General features: G+C 53.4%; 15 protein-coding genes. All 15 read right to left on the bottom strand.

Annotation, left to right across the window (positions count from 1 at the left end; genetic code table 11):
• Positions 1–117 precede the first annotated feature (117 nt).
• Entirely contained in the window at positions 118–966 is an 849-nt protein-coding gene (locus L215_RS0107070; RefSeq protein ID WP_007364457.1) for a 3-hydroxybutyryl-CoA dehydrogenase, read from the bottom strand.
• A 57-nt stretch (positions 967–1023) separates the two neighbouring features.
• Entirely contained in the window at positions 1024–1803 is a 780-nt protein-coding gene (locus L215_RS0107065; protein ID WP_025882799.1) for an enoyl-CoA hydratase-related protein, read from the bottom strand.
• A 15-nt stretch (positions 1804–1818) separates the two neighbouring features.
• Positions 1819–2829, bottom strand: a complete 1011-nt coding sequence (locus L215_RS0107060) for an electron transfer flavoprotein subunit alpha/FixB family protein (protein WP_025882798.1) — start codon at positions 2827–2829, stop codon at positions 1819–1821.
• A 1-nt stretch (position 2830) separates the two neighbouring features.
• Positions 2831–3616: an electron transfer flavoprotein subunit beta/FixA family protein gene (locus L215_RS0107055; RefSeq protein ID WP_027451547.1), complete on the bottom strand. Its 786-nt coding sequence runs from the start codon at positions 3614–3616 to the stop codon at positions 2831–2833.
• A 27-nt stretch (positions 3617–3643) separates the two neighbouring features.
• A complete protein-coding gene (locus L215_RS0107050; protein WP_025882797.1) occupies positions 3644–4783 on the bottom strand; it encodes an acyl-CoA dehydrogenase in 1140 nt (379 codons plus the stop codon).
• Positions 4784–4874: 91 nt separating this feature from the next.
• Positions 4875–5543 carry a 3-oxoacid CoA-transferase subunit B gene (locus L215_RS0107045; protein WP_025882796.1) on the bottom strand — a complete coding sequence of 223 codons (669 nt, stop codon included), beginning with the start codon at positions 5541–5543 and terminating at the stop codon, positions 4875–4877.
• Between the two features lie 51 nt (positions 5544–5594).
• Complete coding sequence (kamE, locus tag L215_RS0107040) at positions 5595–6395, bottom strand: lysine 5,6-aminomutase subunit beta (protein ID WP_025882794.1); 801 nt, start codon at positions 6393–6395, stop codon at positions 5595–5597.
• Complete coding sequence (kamD, locus tag L215_RS0107035) at positions 6392–7963, bottom strand: lysine 5,6-aminomutase subunit alpha (protein WP_027451546.1); 1572 nt, start codon at positions 7961–7963, stop codon at positions 6392–6394. Before kamD ends, kamE begins: the two co-directional genes overlap by 4 nt.
• Positions 7950–9353, bottom strand: a complete 1404-nt coding sequence (kamC, locus tag L215_RS0107030) for a lysine 5,6-aminomutase reactivase ATPase KamC (RefSeq protein ID WP_027451545.1) — start codon at positions 9351–9353, stop codon at positions 7950–7952. Before kamC ends, kamD begins: the two co-directional genes overlap by 14 nt.
• A complete protein-coding gene (gene kamB, locus L215_RS0107025; RefSeq protein ID WP_025882793.1) occupies positions 9350–10366 on the bottom strand; it encodes a lysine 5,6-aminomutase reactivase subunit KamB in 1017 nt (338 codons plus the stop codon). Before kamB ends, kamC begins: the two co-directional genes overlap by 4 nt.
• Positions 10367–10419: 53 nt before the next feature.
• On the bottom strand, positions 10420–11685 hold the full coding sequence (gene kamA / locus L215_RS0107020; RefSeq protein WP_007364490.1) for a lysine 2,3-aminomutase: 1266 nt from the start codon (positions 11683–11685) through the stop codon (positions 10420–10422).
• Between the two features lie 88 nt (positions 11686–11773).
• Positions 11774–12817, bottom strand: coding sequence for an L-erythro-3,5-diaminohexanoate dehydrogenase (gene kdd, locus L215_RS0107015; RefSeq protein WP_004330801.1), 1044 nt, complete (start codon positions 12815–12817; stop codon positions 11774–11776).
• Positions 12818–12878: 61 nt separating this feature from the next.
• Positions 12879–13706 carry a 3-keto-5-aminohexanoate cleavage enzyme gene (kce, locus tag L215_RS0107010; protein ID WP_025882787.1) on the bottom strand — a complete coding sequence of 276 codons (828 nt, stop codon included), beginning with the start codon at positions 13704–13706 and terminating at the stop codon, positions 12879–12881.
• A 21-nt stretch (positions 13707–13727) separates the two neighbouring features.
• Positions 13728–14120 (bottom strand): 3-aminobutyryl-CoA ammonia lyase, encoded by a 393-nt coding sequence (kal, locus tag L215_RS0107005; protein WP_025882785.1) that lies wholly within the window; start codon positions 14118–14120, stop codon positions 13728–13730.
• A 109-nt stretch (positions 14121–14229) separates the two neighbouring features.
• Positions 14230–14874 (bottom strand): CoA transferase subunit A, encoded by a 645-nt coding sequence (locus L215_RS0107000; RefSeq protein WP_025882784.1) that lies wholly within the window; start codon positions 14872–14874, stop codon positions 14230–14232.
• Positions 14875–15374: the final 500 nt, after the last annotated feature.

Here is a 15374-nt window from a genome sequence, read left to right as displayed (position 1 = left end):
AGACTCCACCCTTTTACAAACAAAGCGAGGGAGCATCACCTGCTGGCGATACTCCCTCGTTCTTGATTTAATCAGAGACTGCGTGCAGTGGCTACGGTCTCTGCTAGGGGAAACGGACTACTTCTTGGAGTAGTCGTAGAAGCCCTTGCCACTCTTGCGTCCGAGCTGTCCGGCACGAACCATCTTGCGGAGCAAGGGGTGTGGACGATACTTGGGATCGGCGTACTCGTTGTTGAGCACCTCCATGATGGCTAGGCAGACGTCTAGACCGATGAAGTCACCCAGTGCGAGCGGTCCCATAGGATGGTTGGCACCGAGCTGCATAGCGGTATCGATCTCCTCGACGGTGGCAACGCCATCGGCATACTCACCGATAGCCTCGTTGATCATCGGGATGAGGATACGGTTGACGACAAAGCCTGGAGCCTCGCTCACTCTGACGGCTGTCTTGCCGAGCTGCTCACAGAGTGTGAGGGTCGTCTGGAGTGTCTGCTCAGAGGTGCACTGACCACTGATGACCTCGACGAGCTTCATGACAGGTACGGGGTTGAAGAAGTGCATACCGATGACCTGCTCAGGACGCTTGGTGACGCTGGCTAGCTCGGTGATGCTGAGCGAAGAGGTGTTTGTAGCAAAGATTGCTGAGGGCTGGACGAGACCATCGATCTCGCGGAGTATCTCCTTCTTGACCTCCATCTCCTCAGAGATAGCCTCGATAACGAGATCAGCCTGAGCGATGTCGGCATAGTCTGTCGTGACGGTGATGCGTCCGATGATCTGCTTGAGATCGTCGGCGGTCATCTTGCCCTTCTCGACGAGGCGGTTGAGCCCTTTGTTCATACGTTGCATAGCACGGTCGAGTGACTCGTTGCTACGTCCTTTCATCGTGACGGCGAGACCCTTCTGGGCCATCGTCTGCACGATGCCTGCACCCATGGTGCCATTGCCTAATACGACTATTTTCATAGAGTTATTGGTTTAAAATAGAGCGTGCCACAGGAGTGCGACACGCTCTAGTAAGTTTTAGAATTGTGGTTTGCGCTTCTCTAAGAAAGCGGACATACCCTCGCGCTGCTCGGGATGTGCGAAGGCGTTGCTAAAGAGATCGTTCTCGATGGCAATGCCTGTATCTATATCACTCTGCAGTCCCCTATTGATAGCTCGCTTAGAGATCGCTACGGCGTGTGGCGACTTGCTCGCTATCTCCTCAGCCAGTTCGGTCACGGTGGGCATAAGGGCGTCAGGCTCTACGACACGGTTGACCAGTCCTAGAGTGAGTGCCTCGTCTGCCTTGATGACACGCGCGGTGTAGATGAGCTCCTTGGCGGCGCCTGCCCCGATGAGACGGGGTAGACGCTGTGTGCCACTGAAGCCTGGGGGGATGCCTAGACCGACTTCGGGCTGACCAAACTTAGCCTTGTCACTGGCGATGCGTAGGTCGCACGATAGGGATAGCTCGCAGCCACCTCCGAGTGCAAAGCCATTGACCGCAGCTATGACGGGGCAGTAGAGCAGCTCTACCTTGCGAAAGACACGAGCGCCACGCTCTCCGAAGGCGAGTGCCTCCTGGGGCGTTAGCTCTGCCATCTCAGCGATGTCAGCCCCCGCAACAAAGGAGCGTCCGGCTCCTGTGATGACGAGGACGCGCAGGGTGCGCTCCTGAGCGATCTGATCGATGACGATCTCGAGCTCACTGAGTACCTGCGTAGAGAGTGCGTTGAGTGCTTCGGGGCGATCGATCGTTAGGGTACCGATCTGTCCATTGGCACCGACACTATAATGTATGGTCTGGAAGTCTGTCATGGCAGTATGGAGTGTTTACTTCTTGTTAGCTTGAAGCGTCTTGAGACGCTCAGTGAGGACGGGCAGTACCTTGTGCAGGTCACCTACGATACCGAGGTCGGCTACCTGGAAGATGGGAGCAAACTTGTCCTTGTTGATGGCAATGATGTACTCCGACTCCTCCATACCAGCGAGGTGCTGGATAGCTCCTGAGATACCACATGCGAAGTAGATGTCAGGACGTACGGTCTTACCAGTCTGTCCGACCTGTCTCTCATGTCCGATGATACCAGCATCGACCATAGCACGTGAGGAGGATACCTCAGCCTTGATGGTCTGTGCGAGAGCCTTGAGCTTGTCAAAGCCACCGTCGGTACCTACACCACGTCCGCCAGATACGAGTACGCTAGCCTCGGTGATGTCGACCATGTTCTTGGTCTCGTGCTTCTTGCTGACGAGGCGTACCTTAAAGCGGCGCTCGTCAAAGGGTACCTTGACTTCCTCAACCTCGCCGGTGCGTGTCTTGTCGTCGGCCTTGCGACGCATGACGCCTGGGCGTACGGTAGACATCTGGGGTCTATTCTGATCGCAGAGAATGGTTGCCATAAGGTTACCACCGAAAGCGGGGCGGGTCATCATGAGGTTACGATCCTCACCGATCTCTAGAGACGTACAGTCTGCCGTGAGTCCAGTGCGTAGACGAGCAGAGAGACGTGGAGCTAGGTCACGCCCGATGGTGGTAGCACCAAAGAGGACGATCTCAGGCTTGTAGACGGTGATGATGTGATAGACTGCCTGTGCGTACTGCTCGGTGAGATAATCTTTGAGATTGGGGTCATCGACGACTAGTACACGATCAGCACCTGCATGGATGAGCTGGTCGGCTAGACCCTTGACCTGATAGCCACATAGGATGGCTGTGACCTGCTCGTTGATCTGATCGGCTAGCTCACGTGCCTTGCCAATGAGCTCAAAGGCTACATTCTGGATGACGCCTTCGCGTTGCTCAGCGAAGACTAGAATTCCTTTATACTGTGTCTTATCCATATCAGATGATGAATTTCTCTTTAAGTTTCTCGATAATCAAATCAGCGGCCTCCTCAGGTGTGAGCTCCTCGTAGAGAGTGCCCATAGCCTTGGCCCCCTTGGTGAAGGACTTCTTGACACGCGTGGGAGAGCCCTTGAGTCCTAGACGCTCCTCCTCGACGGGGAAGCTGTCAGCCGTCAGCGTGGTGATCTCCTTGTCGAAGGCGGTCATGATGTCGCTGACATTCATATAGCGAGGCTGGTAAGCAGATGCTAGGAAGGTGAGCATACAGGGAGTATCAACCTCTAGGGTCTCGTGTCCCTCCTCGACATTGCGCATGACGGTCAGGGTCTTCTTGCCATCATAGTCTACATGCTCTACGTAAGTGATCTGAGGCAGGTCTAGCTGCTCAGCGATCTGAGGTCCTACCTGTGCTGTATCACCATCGATAGCCTGACGACCTGCTAGGATGATATCGTAATCAAGCGTCTTGAGTGCATGAGAGATGGTATAGCTGGTGGCGAGGGTATCGGCACCTCCGAAGCGACGATCTGAAATGAGGTAACCCTTGTCGCAACCCATAGCAAAAGCCTCACGAAGGATGGCGGTAGCCTGGGGAGGTCCCATGGTGATGACGCTCACCTCAGCACCAAACTGATCCTTGAGGAGCAGAGCCTGCTCGAGTGCCCCCTTATCGTCGGGGTTCATAATGCTGGGTACGCCATCACGGATCAGTGTGCCCTTGACGGGGTCAAGCTTGATCTCAGTGGTATCGGGTACCTGCTTGATACATACTATAATCTTCATATGTCTAATAAGTGTCCTAAGGGGTCATTACTTGAGTAGGTGCGCTGCGATAACCATACGCTGTACCTCGCTGGTACCCTCGTAGATCTCGGTAATCTTAGCATCACGCATCATACGCTCTACAGGATACTCACGGGTGTAACCGTAGCCACCGTGGAACTGTACAGCCTTTGTCGTCATATCCATAGCGGTCTCAGCGCAGAAGAGCTTAGCCTCGGCTGCCTCTAGGTTGTAAGAGAGACCATTGTCCTTGCACCACGCTGCACGACGTACGAGCAGGCTAGCGCAGTCGATACGAGCCTTGAGGTCTGCTAGCTGGAACTGGGTGTTCTGGAACTTAGCAATGCTGCGACCAAACTGCTTGCGCTCCTTGGTATACTTGACAGTCTCATCCATAGCGCCACGAGCGATACCGAGCGCCTGAGCAGCGATACCGATACGTCCGCCATCGAGGGTGTGCATGGCTACCTTGAAGCCACCGCCTACCTTGCCGAGGAGACGATCCTTGGGGATGCGGCAATTCTCCATAATCAGCTCGCACGTAGCGGAGCCACGGATACCGAGCTTGAGCTCATGCTTACCTACAGTAAAGCCAGGGTCGTCCTTCTCAACGATAAAGGCTGAGATGCCCTTGTTGCCCTTGCTCTTGTCCGTCATAGCGAAGATGATGTAGACGTGAGCGTACTCAGCATTGGTGATAAAGATCTTATTACCATTGAGTATGTAGCACTCCTCCTCCTCGACAGCAAAGGTCTGCTGTGCGGAAGCGTCTGTACCAGCATTGGGCTCCGTGAGACCAAATGCGCCAATCCACTCGCCAGAGGCTAGTTTAGGTAGATAATGCTTCTTCTGCTCCTCCGTACCAAAGCTCATGATAGGATCACAGCATAGTGATGTGTGGGCAGAGACGACAACGCCTGTGGTAGCACAGACACGGCTGAGCTCCTCGACGGCCATCGTGTAGATCTGTACGGTAGAGCCTGATCCTCCGTACTCCTTGGGAATGGGGATACCCATGATGCCCAGCTTGCTCATCTTCTGAACAGTCTCAATGGGGAAGCGCTCCTGCTCATCGATCTCTGCAGCGAGAGGCTTAACCTCTTTCTCTGCAAACTCCCTGATCATTTGCAAGAATAGCTCCTCTTGTGGGGTCTTACTAAAGTCCATAGTTTGAAATATGATTGTCTATAATAGTGTGTTGTTGCTTGATAAGGCCTGTCGCCCGAGGGCGGCAGGCTCTAGAAGTAGTGTAGTAGGACTACTGACGCATGGGCTTGACATCGTCCACGTAGTGTAGCGTAGCCTCGGTGGCTGCCTCTATCTCCTCACGTGTGACGCCGTCACGAATCTCTGTGACGTAGAGTCCCTGACCCTTGCGTACCTCGATGACGCATAGCTCGGTGATGATGAGGTCTACCTGACCAGCTGCTGTGAGCGGCAGAGTACACTTCTTGAGGATCTTGGCTTTGCCCTTGGCAGTGTGAGTCATAGCAAGGATCACCTTGCGTGTACCTACGAGCAGATCCATAGCACCACCCATACCGGGGGCGAGCTTGCCAGGGATAATCCAGTTAGCTAGGTCACCAGCCTCATCGACCTGTAGTGCACCGAGGATGCTTACATCCACGTGACCTCCACGGATGATACCAAAGGAGGTAGCACTGTCGAAGGTGGCAGCCTCTGGCACAGCAGTGATAGCACCACCACCAGCATTGATCCAAAGGGGATCCTCCTGGCCTGGAGCGGGAGCACCTCCCATACCGATCATACCATTCTCAGACTGTAGCATCACATGCACGTCTGGCTTGAGATAGTTGGGTACCATCGTGGGTAGACCGATGCCGAGGTTGACGACATCGCCATCCTTTAGTTCTAGGGCTACGCGCTTGGCGATAACCTCTCTGACTTGATTCTTGTCTAGTTCCATATCGTATTATACCTTGATTTATATTACTTCTTAGTTATAGCGGGCTGAGTACTACTTACCTTCGGCAGCCTCTTTGCGACGCACGATCTCCTGACAGATAAAGGAAGCCACATCGTCGGCAAAGGTGTTGGCTCCAAAGCCAGCGTCAAAGCCTAGCTCCTTGGCGAGCTCGTGCGAGATACGTGGTCCGCCACAGATGACGATCATCTTGTCGCGTAAGCCCTCAGCCTCGATGAGCTCGATGAACTCGGTCATGTTCTTGATGTGTACATCCTTCTGCGTGACAGTCTGCGAGACGAGGAGGGCATCGGCATTCATCTCGATACCCTTGGCAATGAGCTCCTCGTTGGGCACCTGGCTACCGAGGTTGTAGGCGTCAATCATGTCGTAGCGCTCTAGGCCGTAGTGACCTGCGAAGCCCTTCATATTCATGATCGCATCGATACCGACCGTGTGCGCATCGGTTCCTGTACTAGCTCCTAGCACGACCAGCTTGCGTCCGATGTGTGTGCGGATAAACTCGTCGGTCTCCTCCATGCTCCATGTGGTCGACTCGACCTTGGGCACGTAAATATTGGAGTAGTCAACCGTATGGGTGCAACTACCATAACAATTGAAGAAGGTAAAGCCCTTGGTCAGCTCCTCTGAGAAGACAACCATCGGGTTTTGTAGTCCCATCTCCTTAAGTAGGAGCTTAGCGGCCTCCTCGGCCTCAGCCCCTTTAGGTACAGGCAGCGTGAAGCTCAGCTGTACCTTACCATCGTTCATGGTGTCACCGTAAGGCTTTACTTGCGAAAGGTCGAGGGTACGGTCAAAGTCCTTCGCCTCCATTGAATATAGTCCTCCACTCATAGCTTGCCTTGTATCTTACGGTTCTTCATTAGTTCCAGTGTCGGGTTGTAGTAGCGCTCGCTCTTTGGCTTGACACCGTCCAACCCACGTCCTCCGTCCAGGGGACGCTTGATATCTGCAAAGATACCCTTAGAGAGCGCGGTAAAGAGTCCCTCGCCCTTGATCTCCTCGAGGAGGTCTAGTGTCTTGTCTAGCACCTCACGAGCACGGCTCTGGATGATACCATCCTTCTTAAACTCAACCTCGTCACCGATGGAGCGCATGTTGTTGAAGATGTAGCGCGCATTCTCGATCGAGAGGAAGCGGTCGCTCATGAAAGGCGTGTGGATAGCCTCCGTCGGCATACCGAGAAGCTGTAGTCCCTGATGCGTCCAGATACCTATTATATTAAAGAGTGCATCCTGTATGTGACCACGGAAGATGTTTCCGGTCATAAACTTCGTAGGAGGCATGTACTTAAGCGGAGCCTTGGGGAAGATCTCACGCGTCATCTGAGCCTGCGCCAGCTCGAAGAGGAAGCCGTTTTCAGTCATCGGATCCATCTCGAAGGCATGTCCTAGACCCATCTGCTCCTCAGGGAGTGCAGCTCGTAGGGCAAACTGCTCATTGATAAAGTCAGACGCAAGCACCGTGTGTGCCTGCTCGATAGCGTCAGCCGTCGTGAGGTAGTTGTCCTCACCCGTGTTGATGATGACGCCGGCGAAGCCATTGATCACACGACTGGTGTACTGGTCGATGATCGTTCGTTGCATATTGATATCACGGAAGAGGATACCGTAGAGCGCATCGTTGAGCATGACGTCCAGTCCCTCGAAAGCTCCCATGATAGCGATCTCTGGCATACAGAGACCAGAGCAATAGTTACAGAGACGCACGTACTTACCACGCTCCTCGCCTACCTCGTCAAGCGCTTTGCGCATGATGCGGAAGTTCTCCTGCGTCGCATAGGTACCACCGAAGCCCTCGGTCGTAGCACCGAAGGGTACGTAGTCGATCAAGCTCTGTCCCGTAGTACGGATCACCGCGATAATGTCAGCTCCCTGTCGTGCAGCAGCCTGTGCCTGGATCACATCCTCGTAGATATTACCCGTAGCAACGATCACATAGAGGTAAGGCTTAGGGCCCTCACCGATCGTCTTAAGGTAGTTCTCACGGCGCTCTCTATGCTCGACGATGCGCTGCATCCCCTTGAGGATGTATGGCTCTAGTACGTCGGCTATCTCTTGTGGCGTGCGTGCCGGATAGTGGGTTAAGTTTATCTCACCACGAGCTACCCCCTCAGCGATCTGCTGTGGATCCATGCCCGTAGCCAGCATTGCGTTGGCAAGGTAAAAGAAAGCTCCGTCTGAGAGAGCCTCCTGCTCCTTAATGTGTGTCACGACGACGTTGGGCAGAGGCACATCATGCTCGTCTACTCCGTCAATCCCGACGAAGCGACAGAGCGTGCGCTCGACCGTAACAGTCGTATAGCGGTCAACAAAGCTCTGCACCTCCTCGGCGATAGTGCCGGCGGCGTTGCGTGCTTTGTCCACTTTGGCAAAGTCTATACCTACTTTACTTGTCTTCATTCTTTGTTGCTAAGTTCTTTTCGCATAAATCTAATAGCTCCCTATCCATGCCTAGTATCTCTGCTATGCGGAGAGCCTCGTGAGGCGCATCGGTTTGGGTGTCGTATATGAGAGAGTAGTCGATACAACGATTGAGCTGGTTGATCTCGAGTGGCTTGCGTAGACGCTCCTCCACGAAGCCGCGTACTCTCCATCTGTGGCATCGCCCCAAGATACCACTATAGTGTGTCGTAATGATAGCTCGCACAGCATACTGAGCGAAGAGCTGTACGAGTGCACTCACCAGAGCGTGACCCTCTTCGGGATTGGTCGTGCGTGCTGGTTCATCAATGAGTGCTAGAACCTGCTTGCCTTCCTTGACCGACTCGATGATTCGATTGAGGCGTAGCATCTCGGCACCATAAGATGAGAGACCTGACTTGATATCTTGGTCATCTCCGATCGAGAAGATCACCTCATCGACAGGCACCAGCTGAGCCTCTTGTGCCGTCACGTAGCAACCAAACTGCATGAGACACTGCGCCAGTCCTATGGAAGCGAGGAGGACACTCTTGCCCGCCATGTTAGCCCCCGTGATGAGCGTAGGCTGATCGGAGTAAGAGATCGTCACTGGCTGGAATCTGTCCTGTCGCTCAGCTAGATGGTAAGCCACCTCTGGGTGTATCAGATCTGTCAACGTGCTCTCGCCAGAGCGTATCGGTTTAGGACGGCAGCACCCATGGGCCACAGCCCACTGAGCGATAGCGTGAAGCTTGTCAATCTGGGCCAAAGCCGTGAGCGCCTCCTCTATCTGATCAGCATAAGGGTGTAGCGCCTCGGTGAGACGCTTGCGCACACGGTCCTCTTCGATAGCACATTGGACAGCCAGCTCGTCTCGCTCGCTCTCCTCGGAGGTGCGCTCCATCTGCTTGCGCAGCGAGCGTAGCACCGTACTATAGCTATCGCTGATGTAGAAGCTCGGTAGTCGCTCCCCGTCAATGTCCAGTATATCTACGACCTCAGTGAGTGTGTGGCACTGTAGGATCTCTAGATGATACTGCTCGGTGAGGCGACGCACCTTCTCCTCGATGAGCGCCAGTCGCTTGATCTCAAAGAGGTCAATGTCGCTACAAATGACCTGAGGCTGTCTGATCGTCTCGATAGAGCCCGACACATTCATCAGCTCGCAAAGGTGTATCGCCACCTCTTGCATACCCTTCTGCTTCTCACGGTCGGAGAGATAACCTATGTAGCGGGCGACCTCATCCAGTCGCTGCTCGATAGTCTCCACCTCGACACTCCAGGGCGTAGCTAGCATAGCCATACGTCCTGGGGAAGAGTTGAAGTGCATCTCCTCCACGACATAGCGCAGTCCGCTTATTTGGTCTATACAACTACGTAGGTCTCTCATAGCCTTCTGACATCATATACAGGGACCTCCAGCGCCTCGGATAGTCGCTCGCACATGCGCTCACTGTCCAGCCGATAGCCCGAGGGGGCTAAGGGATTGAAAGTGACCGCCATGAGCTTACTACTATATAGAGTCTTGATCTCCCTGCCAGTAGCTAGATAACTCTGTACAGCTTGTCCCGATGCAAAGATACGAGTAAAGTCCTTGACCACAAGCTGTCTGTGCCGCTTTATGAGCCTCAGTTGGTTGAGTAGCTTATCGCTGACCACACCTGGCACATAGAGCATATCGCCCTCAGCCAGCCAAGTCGTGTCACGCCACATATCGGGCGTGAGCGCCGAGGCAAAGCCTGGATCTACGATAGCCCCCTCATCAGTTAAGAGACGAACGCCCTTGTCCACCTCTGAGAGCTGCTCGGCAAGCTTTCTGTCGGCCAGCTGAGGCAGACGAATCAGGCGCATCAGTTCACGCATACGCTTGATGAGTTGCTCGGGCTGAGCCGAGTAGGCACTACCCGTAGCCAGCACCATCCCCTCGGCCACCGAGGGCGATGCTAGCGAGAGACGTGAGAGCGCTCCGTCGATGAGTGTCAGATCGACACCCTCCTGCCTCATCCTCGTGACTACACGGCGCAGACCACCCGTCGAGGGAGGCCCCGCGATGAGCGTCTTGCCGATGCCACGTGCTCGGGCATAGATAAGTCGCCCGATGGAAGAGGAGTAGATGCGATCAATGTCAAATATCTCGGCTGGAAGGAGCTTCTTGCGAAAGAAGTTCTCCGCCGTCACAAAGCGCATCCCCTCGTGGAGGGTTATCTCCGGCTTGTCCGTCTGTGTCACCTGATCACGTAGCTCTCCATCTATGCCGATCGACGTCAGGGCTAGCTGTAGCTCAGGATGACGCTCTCGGAGAGCGCCAAGGATGTAGTTAAGACTTTCCGTCTTGCCCACATTCTTAGCGGTCCCTACGATAGCGAGACTCTTAAGCTGAGCTATGTTTGCGACAAATGGCATGAATAGTTGATTTGACATCTGGAGAGCTACGTAATCAAAGGCGTGAGGAGCTTTTATCCCTTGTGAGCTTCGCGCCACTTACGGCTACGCTCCTTGCGGTCTAGATGCTCAGGAGCCATAGCTAGACGATCGCCCGTGAGTAGTCCGTAGACACCCTCGTGACGCGCCTTCTTGCAGTCAGGACACTGACAGGGCTCCTCCTTATAGTCGCTAGGCTCTGTGTAGGTCGTGATGACGCCCTCATAGTTGCGTAGCACCACACGGTGAGGCGACTGAGAGATCACATAGTTTGGCATGACAGGTGTCTTGCCACCACCACCAGGAGCGTCAACGACAAAGGTAGGCACAGCATAACCCGACGTATGTCCACGTAGAGCCTCGATGATCTCGATACCCTTAGAGACAGGCGTACGGAAGTGTGAGATACCCCGTGAGAGGTCACATACATATATATAGTATGGACGTACGCGCATCTTGACCAACTCATGGACGAGGTGCTTCATGATCGAGGGGCAGTCGTTGATGCCACGTAGTAGCACCGACTGATTACCTAGAGGGATGCCCGCATTAGCCATGCGCTCGCACGCCTCACGGCTCTCGCGTGTCACCTCGTTGGGGTGATTAAAGTGCGTATTGAGCCAGATCGGGTGATACTTACTCAGCATCTGTACTAGCTCAGGCGTGATACGCTGTGGGCATACGACAGGGGTGCGTGATCCGATACGGATGATCTCCACATGAGGGATAGCACGCAGACGCTGTATGATATACTCCAGCATCTTGTCGCTGACCATCAGAGCGTCACCACCAGAGAGTAGCACATCGCGCACCTCAGGTGTCTGCTCGATATACTCGATACACTTCTCGATGCGCTCCTTAGGCGAGGCAGCATCCTTCTGTCCAGCGAAGCGGCGACGCGTGCAGTGACGGCAGTACATAGAGCACATGTCGGTGATCAGGAAGAGTACACGATCAGGATAGCGGTGTGTCAATCCAGGTACGGGTGAGTCCTCATCCTCGCTCAGAGGGTCTAGCTGATCCTCGGGGCTTACGTGTAGCTCATTGATCGTCGGGATCGACTGCTTACGCACGGGGTCGTTCGGATCATTGGGGTCGATCAAGCTTAGGTAGTAAGGCGTGATAGCCATACGGATCGTCTTGAGCGACTCACGTACACCCTCCTCCTCTTCGGGAGTTAGTTTGATATACTTCTTAAGCTGGTCCAGTGTCTCTATACGGTTACGTACCTGCCAGTGCCAATCATTCCAATCAGCGTCAGATACTTCGGGAAAGAACTCTTTCCTTCTGCTTTCGTTCATTGTGTGTGTGATTGATAGGGGATTGAATTTCGATAAAGGCTAAGAGATTAGAGTGTCTTGGATACACTCTAATCTCTCAGCAGTTCACTTAAGCATAGAGCTCAGTGAAGATCTTACGCAGCGCCTCACACTCACGAAGCTCCTGCAGTGTGATCTCGGCGTGACCCTTGGTGTAACCGTTACCTACGATCATCGTCACATCCTTACCGACACCCTCAGCACCGAGAGCAGCCTTGGTAAAGCTTGTAGCCATAGAGAAGAAGTAGACGACACCATCATCCTTCGTGCAGAGGATGCTAGTCATCTCCGTATCGGTGATGTTGACATTATTGATTGTGACATCACACATCTTACCGTCGGTGAGCTTCTCGATCTCCTCCATGACAGGTACAGGCTGTGTTGCATTGGCTGAGAAGACGTAATCGCAGAAGCCGAGAGCCTTCAGACGATCCGTACTACGCTGTGAGTGGCATAGTCCGATTACCTTACCTGTGACACCAGCACGCTTCTTAGCCTCGTAGCAGCAGAGCATACCGCTCTTACCACCAGCACCGATGATGAGGACCGTGTCGCCGGGCTTGACTAGCTTAGCCACCTGAGCAGGTGCACCAGCTACGTCTAGAGCTGAGAGAGCGAGGTTCTCGGGTAGGTCTTCGGGGATCTTAGCGTAGATACCGCTCTCGAAGAGGATAGCCTTGCCGTCGATGTCAACCTGGTCAATGTCGGGGCGGATATCCTTGATCTTGTCAATGCGTAGGGGAGTCAGTGAGAGAGACACAAGCGTAGCGATCTTGTCGCCCTCCTTGAGGTCTATCTTACCCTTGAGCGCATCACCGATCTTCTCGACAGTACCGAGGAGCATACCACCAGAGCCCGTGACTGGGTTGCGGTGCTTACCCTGCTTCTCGACGATACCCATCATGATCTCGGCGATCTTTGCCTTGTCGCCACCAGCCTGCTCCGCAATCTGTGTGAAGCTAGCTGAGTCGATGTTTAGCGTCTGTACATCAATGAGGATCTCGTTGTCGTAGATCTCATCCATGTTGTTGTCGATCTTGTCTGCGGGCTGTGGGAGCACGCCCTTAGGGGAGATGACACGATGCGTGCCATACTTGTTTCCTTTCTTCTGCATATAAAGTTGATATGATTGATTATGTGATTGTATTAGTAAATAGGGGAAGAATCAATACCCTTTAGTGGCGTGGAGCCAGCGAAAGAATCTGACGAGCCTCTGCCGGATTAGCGATCTCACGGCCCAGCTCATGAGCTATGCGTGCAGCCTTAGCGACTAGCTCGCCATTGCTCTTAGCGAGGACACCCTTAGAGAGGTAGAGATTGTCCTCAAAGCCGACACGTACGTGACCGCCCATGCCGATAGCAGCTGCTGCTAGGGGGAACTCATGACGACCGATACCCGTGGCCGTCCAGGTAGAGCCTGCGGGGATGTTGTTAACGAGCCAAGCTAGATTGTCAGCCGTAGCGGGTGTACAGCCGAAGACACCTAGCACGAAGTTAAACTGCATAGGCTCTCCAGGCACCTCGCCTCTCTGAGCTAGACGCAGGATGGTATCTAGGTGACCCATCTCAAAGCACTCGTACTCAGGCTTGATCTTGTTTTCGATCATACGCTTGCCGAAAGCACGCATCATGGGGATGGTGTTTTCAAAGACATCATCACCAAAGTTGCATGTACCGCAGTCTAGCGTAGCCATCTCAGGCATCAGCTCTGTAGGCTGTAGACGCTCCTCAGCGGTCATGCCTACGGCACCACCCGTCGAGGGGATGATAATCACGTCGGGGATTACCTTATAGATAGCGTCCAGCGCCTCCTTAAAGCGTGCCTTGGACTGTGTCGGCGTACCATCGTCCTCACGAACATGGACGTGGATGACAGCTGCTCCAGCATCATAGGCGGACTTAGCCTCGCGGACGATCTCATCGATCGTATAGGGGACAGCGGGGTTCTGCTCTTTGGTTACTTCGGCACCGCAGATCGCTGCCGTTAGGATTAGTTTATCCATAGCTTTAGAGAGTTGTATAGATTAAGACTTGCGCTGGCACTTCTTAGGTACTACGCAGGTACCATGTGCACGACATACGACGACAGGCTCTGCGAGCACGTCAGCAGCAGAGGCGCTGATATCTGTGCGTGGAGCGATCACCTTGCGAGCCTCAAACTGCATCTGGCGTGATGAATTACCGACCTTGGTTATCTCACCGACAGCCTCTATATAGTCGCCTGCATAGACAGGAGCCAAGAACTCAACCTTGTCATAGGCGCAGAAGAGACCCTCGTCACCATCTTGTATGATAAGTAGCTCAGTAGCGACATCGCCAAAGAGCTGTAGCATCTTAGCACCATCTACTAGATTACCGCCGTAGTGCGCATCAGCACTAGACATACGTAGACGGATCATTGATTTTGGATTTGCCATTTTTTCTGGGAAAGTTAAAGTGAATGATTGCTCAGAGCCTGTCTGCGGGGGAGCCTACTCAGGAGCTCCTACGACAGTACCCCGAATGTGTATAGAGTCTCTGTGCGACTTACTCAAAGATGTAGTCCACGAAGATACCAGAGGTATGTACCGCCTCGGGGCTAATCTGCCCTACAGGGACGATCTCGTCAATCTCAGCAACGACACAGTCAGCAGCCATAGCCATCAGAGGCTGGAAGTTTTGGGTCGTACCCTTGTAGACTAGGTTACCCGTCTCGTCACCGACAGTACCCTTGATGAAAGCCATGTCAGCACGTAGTGGTAGCTCGAGGAGGTAGTCCTGGCCGTTGATGTTGATCACTTTCTTACCCTCAGCAATGATGGTGCCTAGTCCAGTCGTCGTCAGGACGCCGCCGAGCCCACAGCCACCCACACGGATACGCTCAGCGAGTGTACCCTGAGGGCTAAACTCGACCTCTAGCTCGCCATTGTTCATCTGCTCAGCGGTCATTGGGTTCGTACCAATGTGAGAGACGATCAGGTGCTTGACCTGCTTATTGGCGATGAGACGACCACAGCCACGGTCGGGATAGGAGGTGTCGTTGACGATCATCGTGAGATCCTTAACCCCACTCTCGACCAGCACGTCGACAATACGCTCAGGAGTCCCATTAGCGAGAAATCCCCCGATCATGATAGACATACCATCGTGCAGCTTAGCTTTGAGCCCTGCTTTATCGATTGATTTTTTCATAGATCTGTGTGTTTATATATTTTGAACTTACTATCGTTGATTGTTTTTGGTCGCTCTTGGCACCTGCTCTTGGCACCGCTACGACATAGCTACTGAGGCGTCAAGCCTCTAGGCACGGGCATAGCGTCAGAACCGCTCGGCGTAAGGAGAAACCAAGCAATTCTCCGCATAGCACACCCTTCGATATGCCGTAAGTATCAGCCTTTATGTAGCCTTCATCGTACAACTCTTCAAAGGTACGAAGATTTTGCGAATAAACCGTATCACCTTCCTAGGGAAGTCAGGGGTGACGCAGGATAAAAATAAGCTCGTCTCAATTCCTACCTAGAAATTTGCCCAATAAGTACCTAGGAAATGGGCAAATTCTTCGGACTTATTTTTTGATTCCTCCGAAGTTTCATTTGATTCCTCCGAAGAATTTTTTATTTCCTACCTAGGAATTGGCAAATTCCTAGGTAGCTATTTGGGAAATTCCTAGGTAGAAATTCGATTAGAGGTTA

The sequence above is a fragment of the Porphyromonas uenonis DSM 23387 = JCM 13868 genome (genome assembly GCF_000482365.1).
GTDB classification, from domain to species: domain Bacteria; phylum Bacteroidota; class Bacteroidia; order Bacteroidales; family Porphyromonadaceae; genus Porphyromonas; species Porphyromonas uenonis.
Note: the sequence above shows the minus strand (reverse complement) of the source record. Positions and strands in the feature narration are given on the sequence as shown.

Bases quoted from the DNA above. Each gene is read 5' to 3' on its own strand.
- L215_RS0107070 (WP_007364457.1), bottom strand. From the start codon at position 966: ATGAAAATAGTCGTATTAGGCAATGGCACCATGGGTGCAGGCATCGTG.
- L215_RS0107065 (WP_025882799.1), bottom strand. From the start codon at position 1,803: ATGACAGACTTCCAGACCATACATTATAGTGTCGGTGCCAATGGACAG.
- L215_RS0107060 (WP_025882798.1), bottom strand. From the start codon at position 2,829: ATGGATAAGACACAGTATAAAGGAATTCTAGTCTTCGCTGAGCAACGC.
- L215_RS0107055 (WP_027451547.1), bottom strand. From the start codon at position 3,616: ATGAAGATTATAGTATGTATCAAGCAGGTACCCGATACCACTGAGATC.
- L215_RS0107050 (WP_025882797.1), bottom strand. From the start codon at position 4,783: ATGGACTTTAGTAAGACCCCACAAGAGGAGCTATTCTTGCAAATGATC.
- L215_RS0107045 (WP_025882796.1), bottom strand. From the start codon at position 5,543: ATGGAACTAGACAAGAATCAAGTCAGAGAGGTTATCGCCAAGCGCGTA.
- kamE (WP_025882794.1), bottom strand. From the start codon at position 6,395: ATGAGTGGAGGACTATATTCAATGGAGGCGAAGGACTTTGACCGTACC.
- kamD (WP_027451546.1), bottom strand. From the start codon at position 7,963: ATGAAGACAAGTAAAGTAGGTATAGACTTTGCCAAAGTGGACAAAGCA.
- kamC (WP_027451545.1), bottom strand. From the start codon at position 9,353: ATGAGAGACCTACGTAGTTGTATAGACCAAATAAGCGGACTGCGCTAT.
- kamB (WP_025882793.1), bottom strand. From the start codon at position 10,366: ATGCCATTTGTCGCAAACATAGCTCAGCTTAAGAGTCTCGCTATCGTA.
- kamA (WP_007364490.1), bottom strand. From the start codon at position 11,685: ATGAACGAAAGCAGAAGGAAAGAGTTCTTTCCCGAAGTATCTGACGCT.
- kdd (WP_004330801.1), bottom strand. From the start codon at position 12,817: ATGCAGAAGAAAGGAAACAAGTATGGCACGCATCGTGTCATCTCCCCT.
- kce (WP_025882787.1), bottom strand. From the start codon at position 13,706: ATGGATAAACTAATCCTAACGGCAGCGATCTGCGGTGCCGAAGTAACC.
- kal (WP_025882785.1), bottom strand. From the start codon at position 14,120: ATGGCAAATCCAAAATCAATGATCCGTCTACGTATGTCTAGTGCTGAT.
- L215_RS0107000 (WP_025882784.1), bottom strand. From the start codon at position 14,874: ATGAAAAAATCAATCGATAAAGCAGGGCTCAAAGCTAAGCTGCACGAT.